Here is a 14,354-nt window from a genome sequence, read left to right as displayed (position 1 = left end):
GATAAAAACGATGGGGTTTTAGCACGCCATCGACATCTAACTGATTGTCTCATAAGATACAAACTTAGCCGATTTTTATGGAGGAGCCATGAGACTATGGTTGCTAGGATTCATGTTGGTATCTGGGATTGCCACCGCAGCCCAGAGCATGTATTCGATGCTTTCGAGCGGTGAGTATCAGCCGCCGTTAAGTGTGATGCAGCAAATTGAGAAGGATTTTCCTGGCGTGATTGCCGAGTTTGAAATGGAAATGCAGGAAGGCGAGTTGGTCTACCAGTTTGAGTTGATTAATCCGCTGGCGAATGCGATTACCCGTTTCGAATATCGGGCGCGAGATGGTAAGTTATTGAAACAAAAAGCGGGCAAAGTCACTGCCGACGATGTTGGTGAAGTGGAAGCCGCGCGCCTTATCAGCACTAAACATCAAACTTTCTCCGGCATTATTGCGATGGCGACTAAGGACCATAAGGCCTTTTTGACCGACGCAAAGTTAGATCATGACTTAGGTATCAGTTACTTAGAGTTAAAGTTGCTGGATGATACTGGTAAGTATAAATTGGCATTCGATATTGAAAATTTACGGCAACTACCTTTACTTAAGTGGGATTAGCACTGAGCATCACCGCTAAGTGAAGACAGGGGAGCGCAGCATACAGATGAAAATACTTTTAGTTGAAGATGATGCGACAACGATCGACTACATCGTTAAAGGATTTCTTGAGCAGGGGCATAATATTGAGACCGCCAGCGATGGTCATCAAGGCCTGCTGCAAGCCACGAGTGGTCAGTACGACCTCTTGATTCTCGACCGCATGTTGCCCCAACTCGACGGTTTGAAACTGCTGGCCGCCCTCAGAGCCACGGGCAATCAAACCCCTGTGCTTATACTGTCGGCGCTGGCCCATGTGGATGAAAGAGTGAAAGGCCTGCGTGCGGGTGGCGATGATTATATGACTAAGCCATTTGCCTTTTCGGAGCTGCTCGTGCGTGCCGAAAAGTTGATGCAACGGGGTCAATCCATCCCTATTACCACTGATTTAGTGGTCGGCGGCTTAAAAATGGAGCTGCTCACCCGCAATGTGACTTTAGATGGTCACGATTTAATGCTGCAACCCAAAGAATTCCAACTGCTTAAGTATCTGATGGAACACGCCAATCAGGTCATTAGCCGCACACTATTATTCGAAGCCGTATGGGATTATCACTTCGATCCCCGTACCAATGTGATCGACGTGCATATCGCCAAGTTACGCCGTAAGTTTGAAGAGTTAGGCCACGGTGAATTGATTGAAACCGTAAGGGGAGCGGGTTATCGCTTACGCCAAAGGCATTAAGCCTTACCAAAGCAGCGCCTGGCGCATCACTATTATCTTCTCGACCTTAGTGACTGTGATCATAGGCGCTTTGCTGTTTGCCCTTTATCGACAACTGATTATCGAACAGCAGTACCAAGTGACTCAATATCTCGAGTCAGAAACCCAACGCTATCAGCAACTTGCTCTTACTGTGGACCGTCGTAGTTTTGCAGCGCAAATCCGTGCCGCCGATCCGCAGACGGCGCTCATCGCCTGGCGCAACAGTTATGACATGGTTGGTGCCTTAAGCTTTATGCCAGAAGGTATGCCCATGCTGCCGCAAACTCGGGATTTCCCGATTTTAACTGGCGGTCCTGATAAGCTGCATATCCTTACCGGCGGCCTAGTGATGACCCGCTATGGCCCTGTGCTCATTGCCACCCGTACCGATAACTTAGCCACCTTGATCGATAAATTTATCAGTGCGGCGGCCACGGCCGTGATGTTGACCATAGTGTTAACCTTAGCGTTGGGCTATTTGTTTTCTAAGGCGATTTTGCGCCGCTTAGTGCAGTACAACCGCTTGAGTGAGCAAATTGAGCGGGGGCATTACGATACGCGTCTGCCGCTCAGTTGGCGTCAGGACGAGTTCGATATGCTGGCGCTGCAGTTTAATAACGTGCTGGATATTCTTGAGAATAACCTGATGGCGGTGCGCGGGGTGACAGATAACATTGCCCACGATTTGCGTACACCCTTATCCCATATTCGCATTGGTCTTGAGGAGTTAGCGGCCAAATCCCCCGATGAAATCAGCGAAGGTTGCGCGATTTTGACCGAAGAGCTCGACCACTGTCTTGCGACCTTCGATGCCATGCTCTCGTTAACACGCATCGAGGAAGGGCAGCAAACCTTAGACTTACAGGAGCTGAGTTTGGCGCAGCTATGTACCGATTTGTTGGACATGGCCGACGCGGTCGCCGAGTCGAATGAGCAAACCTTGAGTCTATCGCTCCTATCAGACCATAAGATTTATGGTGACAAGTATTTGTTGTTCCAGGCCTTATATAACTTGGTCGACAATGCGATGAAGTACTCAGGCCAAGGTGCTCGCATCGATATTATTCAATCTGGCGCCCAAATTAAGATTTGCGATAACGGCCCAGGGATCCCCGATGACAGCAAGGAAAGGGTGTTTGAGCGATTAGTGCGTCTCGACCCAAGCCGCCATTTGCAGGGCACGGGTTTAGGATTATCTATGGTCAAAGCGATCATGTCGCGGCACAATGCGCAAATTACTCTTTCGGATAATCATCCAGGCCTAGTGGTGACCATTCAGTTTTAGGCCAATATCCGCGTGACAGTGTTGAGAACCCCATGTACCGAATCATAGCCGACGAGGCTGATTTTCTTGTTATTTCTAAATCGCCGAATGTGCATTTTCACAGCCAAGATGGCACTGCGGGTGTCGTTGCGCAGCTGGAGCAGGATTTAGGGATAAAACTCTTTGCCGTGCATCGGCTCGATACGCCGACTTCAGGGCTGTTACTGTTAGCCAAACATCCAGCGGCGGCGCGGCAGTTGACTGAGCTTTTTAGCGCCCATCAAGTGCAGAAATACTATCTTGCGCTCGCCAAAGGCAAGCCGAAGAAGAAGCAAGGCTGGGTGATTGGCGATATGGCTAAATCCCGCCGCAGCATGTTTAAGTTGCTGCGAACCAAAGAAAATCCCGCAATAACCCAATTCTTCTCCACCAGTGTTGGCGAAGGGCTTAGGCTTTACTTACTCAAACCCCACTCGGGGAAAACCCACCAGTTACGAGTCGCGCTTGCAAGCCTTGGGGTACCGATTTTAGGCGATGCACTCTACGGCTCGGATGTCGCCGACCGCTGTTATCTACACGCCTATTGCCTGCATTTTCGTTATCAACATGAGGATGGTCACAGGCAGGACTATGCGTATCTTGATATGCCCGAGCAGGGCGAGGTCTTTACCTTGCAGGGTGTGACTGAGGCGCTTAAACAGTGGCAAGCCCCCGAGTCATTAGACTGGCCAGAGCGTTAGGCTTGTGGTGTTAGGGCTTGGCAGATCCTGTCTCGCCCCTCTGATTTGGCGCGATACATGGCATGGTCGGCTTCGATTAAGAGCTTGTCTGGCTCACAGCCTCGGTAAATGGTGGCGTAACCAATGCTGGCATAGAGTTGGATCTCCTGCCCTTGGCATTGAAGCGGATTTTCCCTCAACACCCTATGTAACTTATCAGCGACGGTTCTGGCGGCGGACGCGCTGGTGGCGGGCAGTAATACCAGAAATTCTTCTCCACCTTGGCGGCATAGGACGTCATGTTCCCTCAATACAGTGCTAAACAGCCTAGCGGCCGTAAGTAGGGCGAGATCGCCGACGGCGTGGCCATATTGATCGTTGATTTGTTTGAAATGATCGAGATCGAGCAGTATCAGGCTGTAGGGCTCAGCATTTTTTTGCCAGCGTTGATGGATAACCGTAAGCCGCTTTTGCATCGCCCGCCGATTCCACAGCCCAGTCAGTTGGTCTCGCTCGGCTAATACTCTGATTTTGCTGACAAGGCGTGTTATCGCATTGCCAATCATCACTATGTTGATGATAAGGGCGAGGACAACATAAAACCACAGCACGGGCGTCGCCTCCTCCCGATAGATGGCGATAAAGACATGGTTTTCGTTCGATGAAAGCAGGGCGATTAAGAAGCGAAGAGTGAAGATAATGACCATGGCGACTAATGGCAGCACCATTGCCGTGGCGACTTTGCTGCCAGCATCTGGCTTGATGGCAATAAAATTATCTCGAGTCAGCATCACAAAGGTAAGGGCGGCATTGGCAGAAAACAGCATGGCTAGCACTGGCTCTGAGTGAGAGCTCGGGGGAACCGTTAACATCAATACTGCGGTGATAGTAAGAATGGTTAGATCGAACTGAGTGCTGTGCTTCAAGCGAAACAGATACTGGGTCCCCCAACGCAGCATGATAAATCCCAACAAGATGATGATATCGGAGCAAAACCAATAGAGATAACTGTTTGATTCTGTCCGTTGGGTATTGAGTATGATACCAAACAGCACAAAAAGGTTGGCGAGGGAAAACCGCATGCTGGCTAGGGGGGCGATTTTTAACGGTTGAGCGATTAATCCCCAAGCAATAGCGGCGGTGCCTGTGAGCAGGCAGATAAACTTAATCAGTAAAAGGGCTTGAGGATCCATGGTTAGGGTTCATTTTTTCCTTTAACTATAGATGGCTTTTTCAGTTTGTGCGGACGTATATACGACTCAAACAAAACTGTGAACGATGAAAAAGTTGCAAACCTGCACACTAACTGCGAAGTTAGTTAAAGATATGGTCAATTAAGGACAGCCTGCTATGGATACAAACAAATTACTCTTAGTCATCATTGCGATTCTATTACCTCCAGTCGCGGTATTTTTAAAGGCGGGTGCGGGCAAGGACTTATTAATCAACATAGTGTTGTGTTTATTTTTCTGGTTCCCCGGTTTGTTGCATGCACTCTGGGTGGTGACGAAAGATTAGTAAATCCTCAATAAAAAAGCGCAACCTAGGTTGCGCTTTTTTACGCGGTAAATTGGGCGTGCTAATTAGAAAGCCACGGTATAACCGAGTGTTGCGGTGCGACCCATGCCTTTGAAATAACGATCATTAGTACCCATAGTTTGTGAGTAGTAGTTGAAATAATCCTTATTAAACAGGTTTTGCACGCCTAAGGTTAAGGTGCCAGTGTAGAGCGGCATTGAGAATGACGCATCGACAGTGGTGTAGCCATTAAACTCGGCATATTTCTCACCCGTGGCATCTTCGAAATCACGGTCCATAAAGTAGTTTGCCTGTACGCGCGTCGACATTTCGTTATCGAAATTATGGGTCCAGAACAGGTTGATACGATTTGGTGAAATGTTGGCACCATCGAGATCGGTATCTGTTTTGTTGTCATCATTCGAATCGTATTCACCGCGCTGAATCGCTAGATTCATGCCCAGATCGTCGTTGCTGGTCAGGTAGGCGGTGATATTGGCTTCGATACCGTCAATGACGCTCTTCTCACGTTTAACGTCGTAGAAGCCGTCGCTGTTTAAGGCTAAACGGGCGCCATAATCGGTGGCCGAACGGTAGTAAGCAATCTTAGCGCTCAAGAATTCACCTTGGTAATCGGCGCCAAACTCCACGTTATCCGTCACAATCGGTGCAAGGGATAGAGAGTCGCTGATACTTGGGTTTGCTCCGGGGAAGCTGTTACCGTCGCGCAGAATACGGCCGATGTCTGGCATACCAAAGCCTTGGTTATAGCTAGTGTAAACGCGGATATCTGGAGTGATCTTGTAGGAGACACCTATGTTGAATAGGGTCTCGTCGAAACTCGCTTCGCCCCCTTCGATTTGTTTATTCCCTGCACCGTAGAGCGTCTTGTAGTCATCGACATTGAGTTTAGCGTGCTCGTAGCGTACGCCGGTCGATAGGGTTAGATCAGTAATTAAATCATAATCTAACTGCAAATAAGGCGCGAAGTTGTCATAGGTGCTTTCAGGCACCCACGACAGACCCGTCTGCACTAAATCCTGCTCAGTGGTATCGCGGAACAGGTCGATACCATAGGCGGCGTCGATACCCGTATCGGCAATGTTTTTGGCAATTAACGAGGTTTTTAATCCCCATTTGACCGAAGAGTTACGCGATTGCTCATAGTACCAACTCTCGCCTTTAGGGCCTTCGCATTGTACTAGGTTGTCGTTATTGGCAAATGCAGGATCGTAGAAAGTCTTGTTACAGCCACCGCCATACACGGCCTCAAAATCTTGATTAAACAACTGAATACTCAGCTGTTGACCAGCAATATTCTCGTGGGTGTAAGTGAGGCTAGTCGTCGTGACTTGGTTGTTGGCCGCTTCCCAAGGTTGTTTTTCTTCGATTGCGCCCGTTGGTTTGCCAGTGGTGATATCGCCTTTCACCGGCATCCAATCGCCATTGTTCTCCATGTTGTAATGGTTAACCATCAGCTCTAAGCGCGACTCGGCAAAGTTATGGCCGAGTTTGATAAAGAAGTCTTTGCTCTGGCTGTCCATGGACTCGCCTTGCGTCGTGTCCACGCCAATCACATCGTGGTTTGCATCGTAGTACACGCCGTTATTGCGATAGCTCACCGAGCCCAACATATCGATCAGCTCGGATTCGCCCGAAAACGCATAGCTGGCACCAAAACTTACACCGTTCGATTTGAGCGAGTCGGGCACAGTAACATCGAAACTGACGACGTGTTGGTTATCGCCCGTTGGTTTTTTGGTGATGTAGTTGATGATACCGCCCTGTGCGCCTAAGCCGTGCATCGCATTGGCGCCGTGGATAATTTCGATACGCTCGATCATCGCAGGGTCGATAGTTTGTCCCGAACGACCACCACTACGCAGTGGGTTGGATTGGGGCACTCCATCGATCATTATTAATGGCGGACGGCCACGCAGGGTTTCGCCCGTGTTACTCATCTTCTGGCGGCTGGGTGAAAAGCTAGGTGCTAAGTTGCCGATAATGGTCGATAAATCTTTAGTAGTGCGGAACTGCTCTTCGAGTTGCACGCGGTCGATAATGGTCACTGTATTGGGAATGGAGCTTGGCGATTTATCCATGCGGCTCGCGGTGACAGTGATCTTTTCGATGTCTTTATTCTTATTCGTTCCCGTATCTGGGGCTTCTTGAGCCACTGCGGATTGGGTGAGGGCGGTAAATACGGCGAGGGCAACAAACGAGGTTTTGAACGTCATATAACTTCCTGCTAAGGGCGAGTGAATTTGCTACACCGATATCCTTGGCATCAGACTATTCCGTTAAACAACATTGCAAATGATAACGATTTTTATTGCCGCTGATTTTAAGGAAGTGAATTGGGCTTGTCTAGTCGAGTTGTAAATAAAATGCGTGGAAAAAGTGGCACTTTCTTGAACTTGTGACTCGGTTATCAATATAGGTGCATTTAGATTGAGGGTTTGCACGTAGGCTGAACCGCCGATTTGTTGCCGAGTCGAAGGAAGAATATAATGGCGACCTTTTTCACGCCTTAGTGCCGATATGAACCGTAAAAAGAAGATTAACCAAACGCTTAAACAGAAGGCGAAAAAAGCCAATGCCAAGTTGCATAGCAGCAATAAGCCTAAATACGTTTCTAAAGCCGAGCGGGCGGCGCAGGCCATCGCGGTAGAAACCGAGGTGACTCAACCCGTTGAACAACCCGCTGAAGTCGTTGCCAACAGGAATGCTTAACCGACCAATCCTTTACTTAGGGTCTAAATAGTCGATTGGATTTAAGTAAAACGCCTTTTTATATCCCTGGGTTGAAGTGTCGATTAACCAAGGTCTGGGTAACATGCTTAAAATGGAATAGTGCAAATGGGGCGGTTTGCCTTGGGCGTTCCCCGTCGTGCCGACAGTACCTAGCACATCCCCGCGTCCCGCAAATAACCCTGTCGATGCGTTAAGGCTATCGAGGTGGGCAAAATAGTGGATTTGCCATTTGGGGCCAAGTCCTACCACTACCTTGCCACCCTTAAAAAACTCCCCTTTATACAGAAGTAACAGCGGCGTTGGCGCGATTACGGGCGTATTGGCCGCGGCAAATATATCAATGCCTTTGTGGGTGCCTGAGCTGCCCCAGGGTTCATACCAAAAGGTTTGGCTATTCCAATCCTTATTGCTGGCGCCTTTGACTGGGATGACGGGCTGTTCTGGTACTAGGCATCCTGCAAGAATAAAAAGCAGCATGGCGACCGTGATAAATTTGAGCTTCATTTTGACCTCCGTATAACGCTGCTAGTGGAACTCACTGAATTCATGCCAATTAGTGGGGTACTGACTGCGCTCGGCCTCACTGAGTGATAACCAGTAAGGCCGCCAAAACGTATCGCACCAAAACTCAATATTGCCCTGCAGACTCCCGAGTGTATCAGGATCGACATCGGGAAAGCTTTCCCACGGTGCTGGTGGCGCAGCCTTAAAGCCGATTAGTCGTTGCAACAGCGCGATATCATTACTGATGAGTAGCACGCAGAACCCTGCAAAATCAGCATATTGATGTAGAAAAACATGGCTTTGCCCTTGGGCATGGTGCAACAGCTTACTCGATGCTGCATCCTTTTCAACAACAGGCGCGAATGCCATCTCGGCGAGCAGGGCATCGAGTCGTTGTTTATCTTGGTTACTCAACAAGCAATGTATTTGATAGGCGGCGAGATCGGGCTGCATCGCGGGGGTGACGATGGGATAAACTTGATGGCTGGGCAAAAGCAGGCGAGGTAAGGGCCCATTAAAAATCGCTTGGAGATCCGCAGTCTGTGAGTCCGGATTCGCCTTAGGGCCGAGGTGTCGTTTTAGCCAGTCGAGTAGTCCCATTTTTGTTCTCCTAACCTTAGCGTTTAAGTGGAGTCGCTTGTTGGTTTGCTTGGGGATTTCCCTCAGTATTTCCTTCAACACTCTCCCCTACGCTTTCCTCAACCTCTCCCGCCACAATCATGGCTGCGGGAGCTTCCCAGCGTAACCAACCCTTGGTGCGCGGGGTATCGATATACCACAGGCCTTCACGTTGCACTAAGGGGAAAACCTCCCGTGACGGCGCAAAAGGGCCGGGGTTTTGCTGGGCAATTTCGATACTGGTCTCCGTGACGCTGGCGACAATCGCGACATGGCCGTAGGGATTAAACATCCATGGCGCGAATACTAGTAAATCATCGGCCATAGGTTTGCTTTGGCTGCCATTGGTATATTGCCGTAGGGCGCGTTTTTCATTCCAGCTCGCATCGGGCAACAGGTCGTTGAAGAAGTCTTTGGCGTGACCGAAACTGTCGGGCATTTTGTGTTGATAACGCATGTAAAAGTAACGTTTAACGAACTCTACGCATTGGTATTTGATACCCAGGTTATAGCCGTCGAGGGAGAGGTTGCGCCCCTCGTTAGTGTTGACGCCGCCGTTATAATAAATCTCGACGCCATTGAGTGAGTCGAGTACATCACCCACTTGGTAGTCCGTATTTAAGTTATAACGAGTTAGCCCGTGGTAGCCGAGATAACCAAGGCCACAGACTAGGCTCGCTGCGAGTATCAATAAACGAAAACCTTTCACCATCTTTAGTACGACATTCTCAAAAGATAAATTGATTCAGCAGGATACAAGGTCGGATTGTATGCTGATGTCGCTAAAAACGTCTAGGCGTACTGACTGTTTGCCGGGAGCTTAATGCTTTCGTTGTACTTGGGGTGGGGAGGAACCTTAGCGGCGCACTGATTAAGCGCCGCTAAGGAAATACCTCTATGACTATTTGTTGGAGGCGAGTTTGACTGGAACTACTTCAAACTCCGGTCTGTCCTTGGGTAAGAATGACTTCCACCACCCTTGATTGAGTGCTGGGCTGTGGGCTAGCTCATTGAGGTTAATCCCTTGACCAAATTCAGGAGTCAGCAGGGGGACAGCATAGGCTTTCGCCGCCGCGGCAATTCGCTCTAAGGGTTCGTACCAACTGTGCAGCGCTAAGTCGAAACTGCTGTTGTGGATTGGGATAAGGTATTGACCTTGAAGATCTAAATGCGCCCGCAGCGATTGCTCTGGCTGCATGTGGATATCGGCCCACATCTCATCGTAGGCACCGGTTTCGACTAAGGTGAGGTCGAAGGGGCCCAGTTTATCGCCAATCTTTTTAAAACCATCAAAATAGCCTGAGTCGCCACTGAAAAAGATATTTAATTCAGGGGATTGAATAGCCCAAGAGGCCCACAGGGTTTGATTTCTGTCTTTCAGCCCTCGGCCCGAAAAATGTTGTGCTGGCGTGGCGGTAAAGCGCACACCTTGATGTTCGGTTGTCTGCCACCAGTTGAGGGCGATAATTTTTTCCTTCGGTATCCCCCAAGCAATCAAATGTTTATCGACACCCAGTGGCACAATAAACTTCTGAGTGCGCGAAGCGAGCGCCACTACGCTTTGCTTGTCTAAGTGATCATAATGATCGTGGGACAAGATAATCCCAGCGAGCGGAGGAATATTTTCGAGCTCAATGGGCAGAGCGTGAAAACGTTTTGGACCAAACCATTGGCTTGGTGAGGCGCGCTTTGAAAACACAGGATCGGTTAACCAATACTGGCCGTTTAGCTGTAACAGCACAGTGGAGTGGCTGATTTTATACAGCATAGGCGTTGCCTCCGCCGTGGCGGATAGTTGCATGGGCTGAATAGGTAGCGCTTGGCTCGGACTCTTATCGGGAATACGCTCGGTGACGTAACGCCATAAAATAGCAGGTAAATTACCTTCACCACTGTGAGTGTTTGGCACTTCATTACGAAAGCGTTGATCCTGAGTTGGGGCAGTTTGAATGGTGTTGGGATCTAAGGTCATAATAACACTCCCGAGTAACAGTATGGCCAAGGTGATTTTGAGTCGCATCGTAAACTTGATAAAAGTAAACTACACAGTGTAGTTTACTCAAGGCTGTGCAAAAGTAAACTCAATAGTGTAAAATCTCGGCAAATATTTTGATGGCATACCACAATGGCAGAAAAAGCAGTAAAACTGACACATTCCCAACTGAAGCGTTTGGCGATCCTCGACGCGTCACAGGAAGAATTTATGGTCAATGGTTTTGCCGGCGCCAGCATGGATAGAATTGCCCAGCGTGCCAATGTCTCCAAGCGCACTGTTTACAATCATTTCCCCAGCAAAGAAGTGTTATTCGAGGCGACAACCGGTGACCTGTGGGCGCGCACTAAGGAAGCGGCCACCTTGGCATTTAATCCTGAGCAGAGCCTCGAATCACAATTGCAACAGATTGCGCGTCGCTGCTGGGAGCTGTATCAGCAACCGGATTTCCTGCGAGTGGCAAGGGTAGTGATGGCCGAGTTTATTCGTTCACCGGTTCAAGCGACCGAGGCCATGGAACGATTAGCTAAGCAAGAAGGTGGATTAGAGGCGTGGCTTGCCGGAGCCGTGGCCCATAAGGCATTAAAAATCGATAATATTCCACTGGCGGCAACCCAGTTTTGGGGGATGTTTAAGGCCTTCGCCTTTTGGCCGAAATTGTTCCATTTGAAAAATCACGATGAGCAACGGCAAGAGATCATTGATGCCAATATCCGTATGTTCCTCGCCATGTATCGTACTTAACTTTCACTTGTTTCAAGCATAAGACCGATAACGTTTTCACGTTATCGGTCTTATGTGTTTTATCGCCTCAAACCGTGCTTACAGTAAGGTGGTCGCCAGCAGATAACCGACGGTCGATGCTGTGCCCACGCCTATCAATCCTGGAATAATAAAGCTGTGGTTAATGATGAACTTACCAATTTTGGTTGTCCCTGTTCGGTCGAAGCCGATACAGGCCAAATCGCTTGGATAAGTGGGTAGTACAAAGTAACCATAGCTCGCAGGTAAAAAGGCAATCAACAACTTAGGATCGACGCCTAAGGCCAAGCCCATGGGCGCAATAGCTGTGAGCGCCGCCGCTTGGCTGTTGACCAGTTTTGAGATTAAAAACAGCACTAAGGCATAGGTCCAAGGTTGGTTTTGCACCACATGGGAGAGGTTTTCCTTCAGTACATCCATATGGCTGATAAAGTAAGTATCACTCATCCAAGCCACGCCAAATACCGAGAAAATCGCTACCATGCCGGCCTTAAACACTGGGCCGTTGGCAATTTCTGTGGGTTTGACTTTGCAGCTCATTAAGATAAAAGCACCAGCGATCAACATCATCATCTGGATCACTAAGTTCATCGATAGCGGCGCCAGCTTGCCCTTCACCTCAAACACAGGGCGCAGTTCGCTAAAGGAGCCAAGTAATACCACGGCGGCGATAGCTGTAAAGAAAATCCCCGTCGCCCAATAGGCTTCCTTAGGAAAGGTTTGATCCAGTAGAGTCTCGCTCTTGTCGTAGATAAACGCCCTTTGTTCGGGATCTTTAATTCGCGCCTGAAACTCTTCGTCCTTATCTAAATCTTTACCACGACGCAGGCTCCAGAGTGCCGCCACTAACACACCGCAAAGGGATGCTGGTACAGACACCATTAAAATTTCTAGCATGCTGTAGGCATGGCCGACGCCATGCTGCGCCGCCAAAATCGATACCATAGAAACCACGGCGACCGACACTGGGGAAGCGCAAATCGCCATTTGCGAGGCGACTGATGCCACCGCCATGGGGCGTTCTGGGCGAATGTTTTTCTTCAGGGCGATATCGGAGATGATCGGGAACATGGTGTAAACCACATGGCCGGTTCCGCATAAAAAGGTTAAGGTCCAAGTGGTGAGCGGCGCCAGAATGGTGATGTATTGTGGATGGCGGCGCAGTAAACGCTCGGCAAATTGCATCATCACATTTAAACCACCTGCGGTTTGTAACACCGAGGCACAGCCTATCACCGCAAGAATGGTGAGCATCACCTGTACGGGCGGTTGTCCGGGGGCGAGACCAAACACAAACGTCAGTAAAAATAAGCCAATACCACTTATCAGTCCTAGCCCCATACCGCCATAGCGGGTACCGAGCAGTAAACAGCCGAGTACGACAATAAACTCCATTAAAATCATTTGATTCACCCCTGCGGAACCTGCCGCGCGATTGCATTAGGACTAGCTATATTTGGCGCTATTGTGCGAGGGGAATGGATTTGAGAACTTGCGCTGGCGCAAGGTGTAAATAAAAAGTGGCATTGGATTTTTCATAAATTTGAGCTAGCGCTAGAAACGTGCGAGCAGAAGTTGCATTCTTGTTAACTCGGATACGCTAAAGACGCCAGTAGCCAAGTAAAAACGCGTCTATCAGTACTTGCTCCGGTAAAAATAACCATAACAATTTCCAAGGATGTCCAAGTGAAACCTGCCACCTATAACACCGAAGCTTTCGATGAGTGGATCCGCAGTCGCTTTGTGGAACTTAACTCCCAGCTCGAACAGCTTTATTACCAGCAGACCGACCGCGCCAATGTGCAAGATATCGGCACCGAGCTTAAGCAAACATTAGAAAGTGAAGGGCGTGAGCTGATTAAGGCGCTGCTCGATGAAGGCAATACCGATGAAGGCTTCGACAGTGCCTTCGATCTACTAGGGAATGTCGGCCTGTATATGGCCGCCTGTCGTCGTCATGAGATTACCGAGCCGACGCGGGAAACCACTTCACCACTGGTCGAGGCTTCGGCGCTCGCTATGCATATCGGCGCCTCCATCGGTGTGACGCCACGCTTTGCTACTGCTCATTTAACCACCCATAACCGTGCCCACAATGGTATCTACAAACGCTTTACCGATCTGCCCGACGAGAAGCTGTTTGTGGATTACAACACTAAGGGCATCTTGGCCTATAAGCGTGCCAGCGATGCCTTATTAAAAATTCAGCCCTTGGGGATCTCTCATCCTATTAGCCACGATTTGCTGCGGGTCGCCAAGCAAGCATTGCAGGATGTGATTGAGTCAAACCAGCAGTTATTCAAACGGTTAGATACCGACCGCTTCTTCTATTGCGTGCGCCCCTATTACAAACCCTATCGGGTTGGCTCAGTGGTGTATCGCGGCGCCAATGCTGGCGACTTTGCCGGAATTAACGTTATCGATTTAACCCTAGGATTATGTTTTGCCAACGAATCGGCCTATTCGCAAATGCTGGTGGATAAGTTTTTATACATGATGCCAGAGGACCAACAAATCCTGCGGGAGTGTATGCGCCGTCCGAATTTGATGGATGACTTTTTACAGTCAAAGGCCTGCGTGCAGCAGGATTGGTATCAGGAAAACCTTAAGCTGTTTATCGAAGTCTGTGAGTTGCATGGCGAAACCGCCATTCAACACCACAATGAGTTGGTGACTAAATATATTGCCGAGCCTTCGGTGAATATGGAGCAGCAACATTTAGCCAAGGTCACCGCCAGTGGTCCACCATTGCATGTGCTGCTAGGCTCCCTCGAGCGCTTAAGGGATAGACGCGCCGCGGTGTTGCGACACGATATTCGTACCCGTTATCACGATCTGAAAAAACTCAAAGACAGTTTAAGGTAAGG

General features: G+C 49.2%; 15 protein-coding genes. 8 read left to right on the top strand and 7 right to left on the bottom strand.

Annotation, left to right across the window (positions count from 1 at the left end):
• Window positions 1-88 precede the first annotated feature (88 nt).
• From CF168_RS19440 to CF168_RS19425, 4 genes are read left to right on the top strand one after another with little or no spacing between them, the layout of a single operon-like run.
• Window positions 89-610, top strand: coding sequence for a hypothetical protein (locus tag CF168_RS19440; protein WP_086903948.1), 522 nt, complete (start codon window positions 89-91; stop codon window positions 608-610).
• 46 nt (window positions 611-656) lie between these two features.
• Window positions 657-1,334 carry a response regulator transcription factor gene (locus CF168_RS19435; RefSeq protein ID WP_089068706.1) on the top strand — a complete coding sequence of 226 codons (678 nt, stop codon included), beginning with the start codon at window positions 657-659 and terminating at the stop codon, window positions 1,332-1,334.
• Between the two features lie 49 nt (window positions 1,335-1,383).
• Window positions 1,384-2,640 carry a sensor histidine kinase gene (locus CF168_RS19430; RefSeq protein ID WP_086903949.1) on the top strand — a complete coding sequence of 419 codons (1,257 nt, stop codon included), beginning with the start codon at window positions 1,384-1,386 and terminating at the stop codon, window positions 2,638-2,640.
• 32 nt (window positions 2,641-2,672) lie between these two features.
• Window positions 2,673-3,359: a TIGR01621 family pseudouridine synthase gene (locus tag CF168_RS19425; protein ID WP_089068705.1), complete on the top strand. Its 687-nt coding sequence runs from the start codon at window positions 2,673-2,675 to the stop codon at window positions 3,357-3,359.
• Here CF168_RS19425 and CF168_RS19420 read toward each other — a convergent pair.
• Window positions 3,356-4,531 (bottom strand): GGDEF domain-containing protein, encoded by a 1,176-nt coding sequence (locus tag CF168_RS19420; RefSeq protein ID WP_089068704.1) that lies wholly within the window; start codon window positions 4,529-4,531, stop codon window positions 3,356-3,358. The genes CF168_RS19425 and CF168_RS19420 overlap by 4 nt on opposite strands.
• Before the next feature lie 157 nt (window positions 4,532-4,688).
• On the opposite strand from CF168_RS19420, the gene CF168_RS19415 reads away from it, so the two are divergent.
• Complete coding sequence (locus tag CF168_RS19415) at window positions 4,689-4,856, top strand: YqaE/Pmp3 family membrane protein (protein ID WP_011787651.1); 168 nt, start codon at window positions 4,689-4,691, stop codon at window positions 4,854-4,856.
• Between the two features lie 65 nt (window positions 4,857-4,921).
• Here CF168_RS19415 and CF168_RS19410 read toward each other — a convergent pair whose 3' ends face one another.
• A complete protein-coding gene (locus CF168_RS19410; protein ID WP_089068703.1) occupies window positions 4,922-7,093 on the bottom strand; it encodes a TonB-dependent receptor in 2,172 nt (723 codons plus the stop codon).
• A 304-nt stretch (window positions 7,094-7,397) separates the two neighbouring features.
• Between CF168_RS19410 and CF168_RS19405 the strand changes: the two genes are divergently transcribed.
• Complete coding sequence (locus CF168_RS19405; protein ID WP_089068702.1) at window positions 7,398-7,589, top strand: DUF2986 domain-containing protein; 192 nt, start codon at window positions 7,398-7,400, stop codon at window positions 7,587-7,589.
• Window positions 7,590-7,601: 12 nt separating this feature from the next.
• Here the strand turns inward: CF168_RS19405 and CF168_RS19400 are convergent, their stop codons facing one another.
• From CF168_RS19400 to CF168_RS19385, 4 genes are all read right to left on the bottom strand, one after another.
• Entirely contained in the window at window positions 7,602-8,114 is a 513-nt protein-coding gene (locus CF168_RS19400; protein ID WP_089068701.1) for a M23 family metallopeptidase, read from the bottom strand.
• A 21-nt stretch (window positions 8,115-8,135) separates the two neighbouring features.
• Window positions 8,136-8,714 (bottom strand): hypothetical protein, encoded by a 579-nt coding sequence (locus CF168_RS19395; protein ID WP_089068700.1) that lies wholly within the window; start codon window positions 8,712-8,714, stop codon window positions 8,136-8,138.
• A 16-nt stretch (window positions 8,715-8,730) separates the two neighbouring features.
• Window positions 8,731-9,444 carry a CHAP domain-containing protein gene (locus CF168_RS19390; protein ID WP_089068699.1) on the bottom strand — a complete coding sequence of 238 codons (714 nt, stop codon included), beginning with the start codon at window positions 9,442-9,444 and terminating at the stop codon, window positions 8,731-8,733.
• A gap of 189 nt (window positions 9,445-9,633) precedes the next feature.
• A complete protein-coding gene (locus CF168_RS19385; RefSeq protein ID WP_089068698.1) occupies window positions 9,634-10,704 on the bottom strand; it encodes an MBL fold metallo-hydrolase in 1,071 nt (356 codons plus the stop codon).
• A 153-nt stretch (window positions 10,705-10,857) separates the two neighbouring features.
• Here CF168_RS19385 and CF168_RS19380 point away from each other — a divergent pair, with 153 nt between their 5' ends.
• Window positions 10,858-11,469 (top strand): TetR/AcrR family transcriptional regulator, encoded by a 612-nt coding sequence (locus CF168_RS19380; RefSeq protein WP_089068697.1) that lies wholly within the window; start codon window positions 10,858-10,860, stop codon window positions 11,467-11,469.
• A gap of 78 nt (window positions 11,470-11,547) precedes the next feature.
• Here CF168_RS19380 and CF168_RS19375 read toward each other — a convergent pair whose 3' ends face one another.
• Window positions 11,548-12,891 carry an anaerobic C4-dicarboxylate transporter gene (locus tag CF168_RS19375; protein ID WP_011621099.1) on the bottom strand — a complete coding sequence of 448 codons (1,344 nt, stop codon included), beginning with the start codon at window positions 12,889-12,891 and terminating at the stop codon, window positions 11,548-11,550.
• A gap of 282 nt (window positions 12,892-13,173) precedes the next feature.
• Between CF168_RS19375 and CF168_RS19370 the strand changes: the two genes are divergently transcribed.
• Complete coding sequence (locus CF168_RS19370; protein WP_011627476.1) at window positions 13,174-14,352, top strand: PrnB family protein; 1,179 nt, start codon at window positions 13,174-13,176, stop codon at window positions 14,350-14,352.
• Window positions 14,353-14,354: the final 2 nt, after the last annotated feature.

The organism is Shewanella bicestrii (genome assembly GCF_002216875.1).
In the GTDB taxonomy this organism is placed as follows: Bacteria; Pseudomonadota; Gammaproteobacteria; order Enterobacterales; family Shewanellaceae; genus Shewanella; species Shewanella seohaensis.
This window is presented reverse-complemented; position numbering and strand designations above follow the sequence as displayed.

Excerpts from the sequence above, each read along its gene's own strand:
- CF168_RS19405 (WP_089068702.1), top strand. The coding sequence starts at position 7,398 with ATGAACCGTAAAAAGAAGATTAACCAAACGCTTAAACAGAAGGCGAAA.
- CF168_RS19395 (WP_089068700.1), bottom strand. The coding sequence starts at position 8,714 with ATGGGACTACTCGACTGGCTAAAACGACACCTCGGCCCTAAGGCGAAT.
- CF168_RS19380 (WP_089068697.1), top strand. The coding sequence starts at position 10,858 with ATGGCAGAAAAAGCAGTAAAACTGACACATTCCCAACTGAAGCGTTTG.
- CF168_RS19410 (WP_089068703.1), bottom strand. The coding sequence starts at position 7,093 with ATGACGTTCAAAACCTCGTTTGTTGCCCTCGCCGTATTTACCGCCCTC.
- CF168_RS19435 (WP_089068706.1), top strand. The coding sequence starts at position 657 with ATGAAAATACTTTTAGTTGAAGATGATGCGACAACGATCGACTACATC.
- CF168_RS19385 (WP_089068698.1), bottom strand. The coding sequence starts at position 10,704 with ATGACCTTAGATCCCAACACCATTCAAACTGCCCCAACTCAGGATCAA.
- CF168_RS19415 (WP_011787651.1), top strand. The coding sequence starts at position 4,689 with ATGGATACAAACAAATTACTCTTAGTCATCATTGCGATTCTATTACCT.
- CF168_RS19440 (WP_086903948.1), top strand. The coding sequence starts at position 89 with ATGAGACTATGGTTGCTAGGATTCATGTTGGTATCTGGGATTGCCACC.
- CF168_RS19390 (WP_089068699.1), bottom strand. The coding sequence starts at position 9,444 with ATGGTGAAAGGTTTTCGTTTATTGATACTCGCAGCGAGCCTAGTCTGT.
- CF168_RS19400 (WP_089068701.1), bottom strand. The coding sequence starts at position 8,114 with ATGAAGCTCAAATTTATCACGGTCGCCATGCTGCTTTTTATTCTTGCA.
- CF168_RS19425 (WP_089068705.1), top strand. The coding sequence starts at position 2,673 with ATGTACCGAATCATAGCCGACGAGGCTGATTTTCTTGTTATTTCTAAA.
- CF168_RS19375 (WP_011621099.1), bottom strand. The coding sequence starts at position 12,891 with ATGATTTTAATGGAGTTTATTGTCGTACTCGGCTGTTTACTGCTCGGT.
- CF168_RS19420 (WP_089068704.1), bottom strand. The coding sequence starts at position 4,531 with ATGGATCCTCAAGCCCTTTTACTGATTAAGTTTATCTGCCTGCTCACA.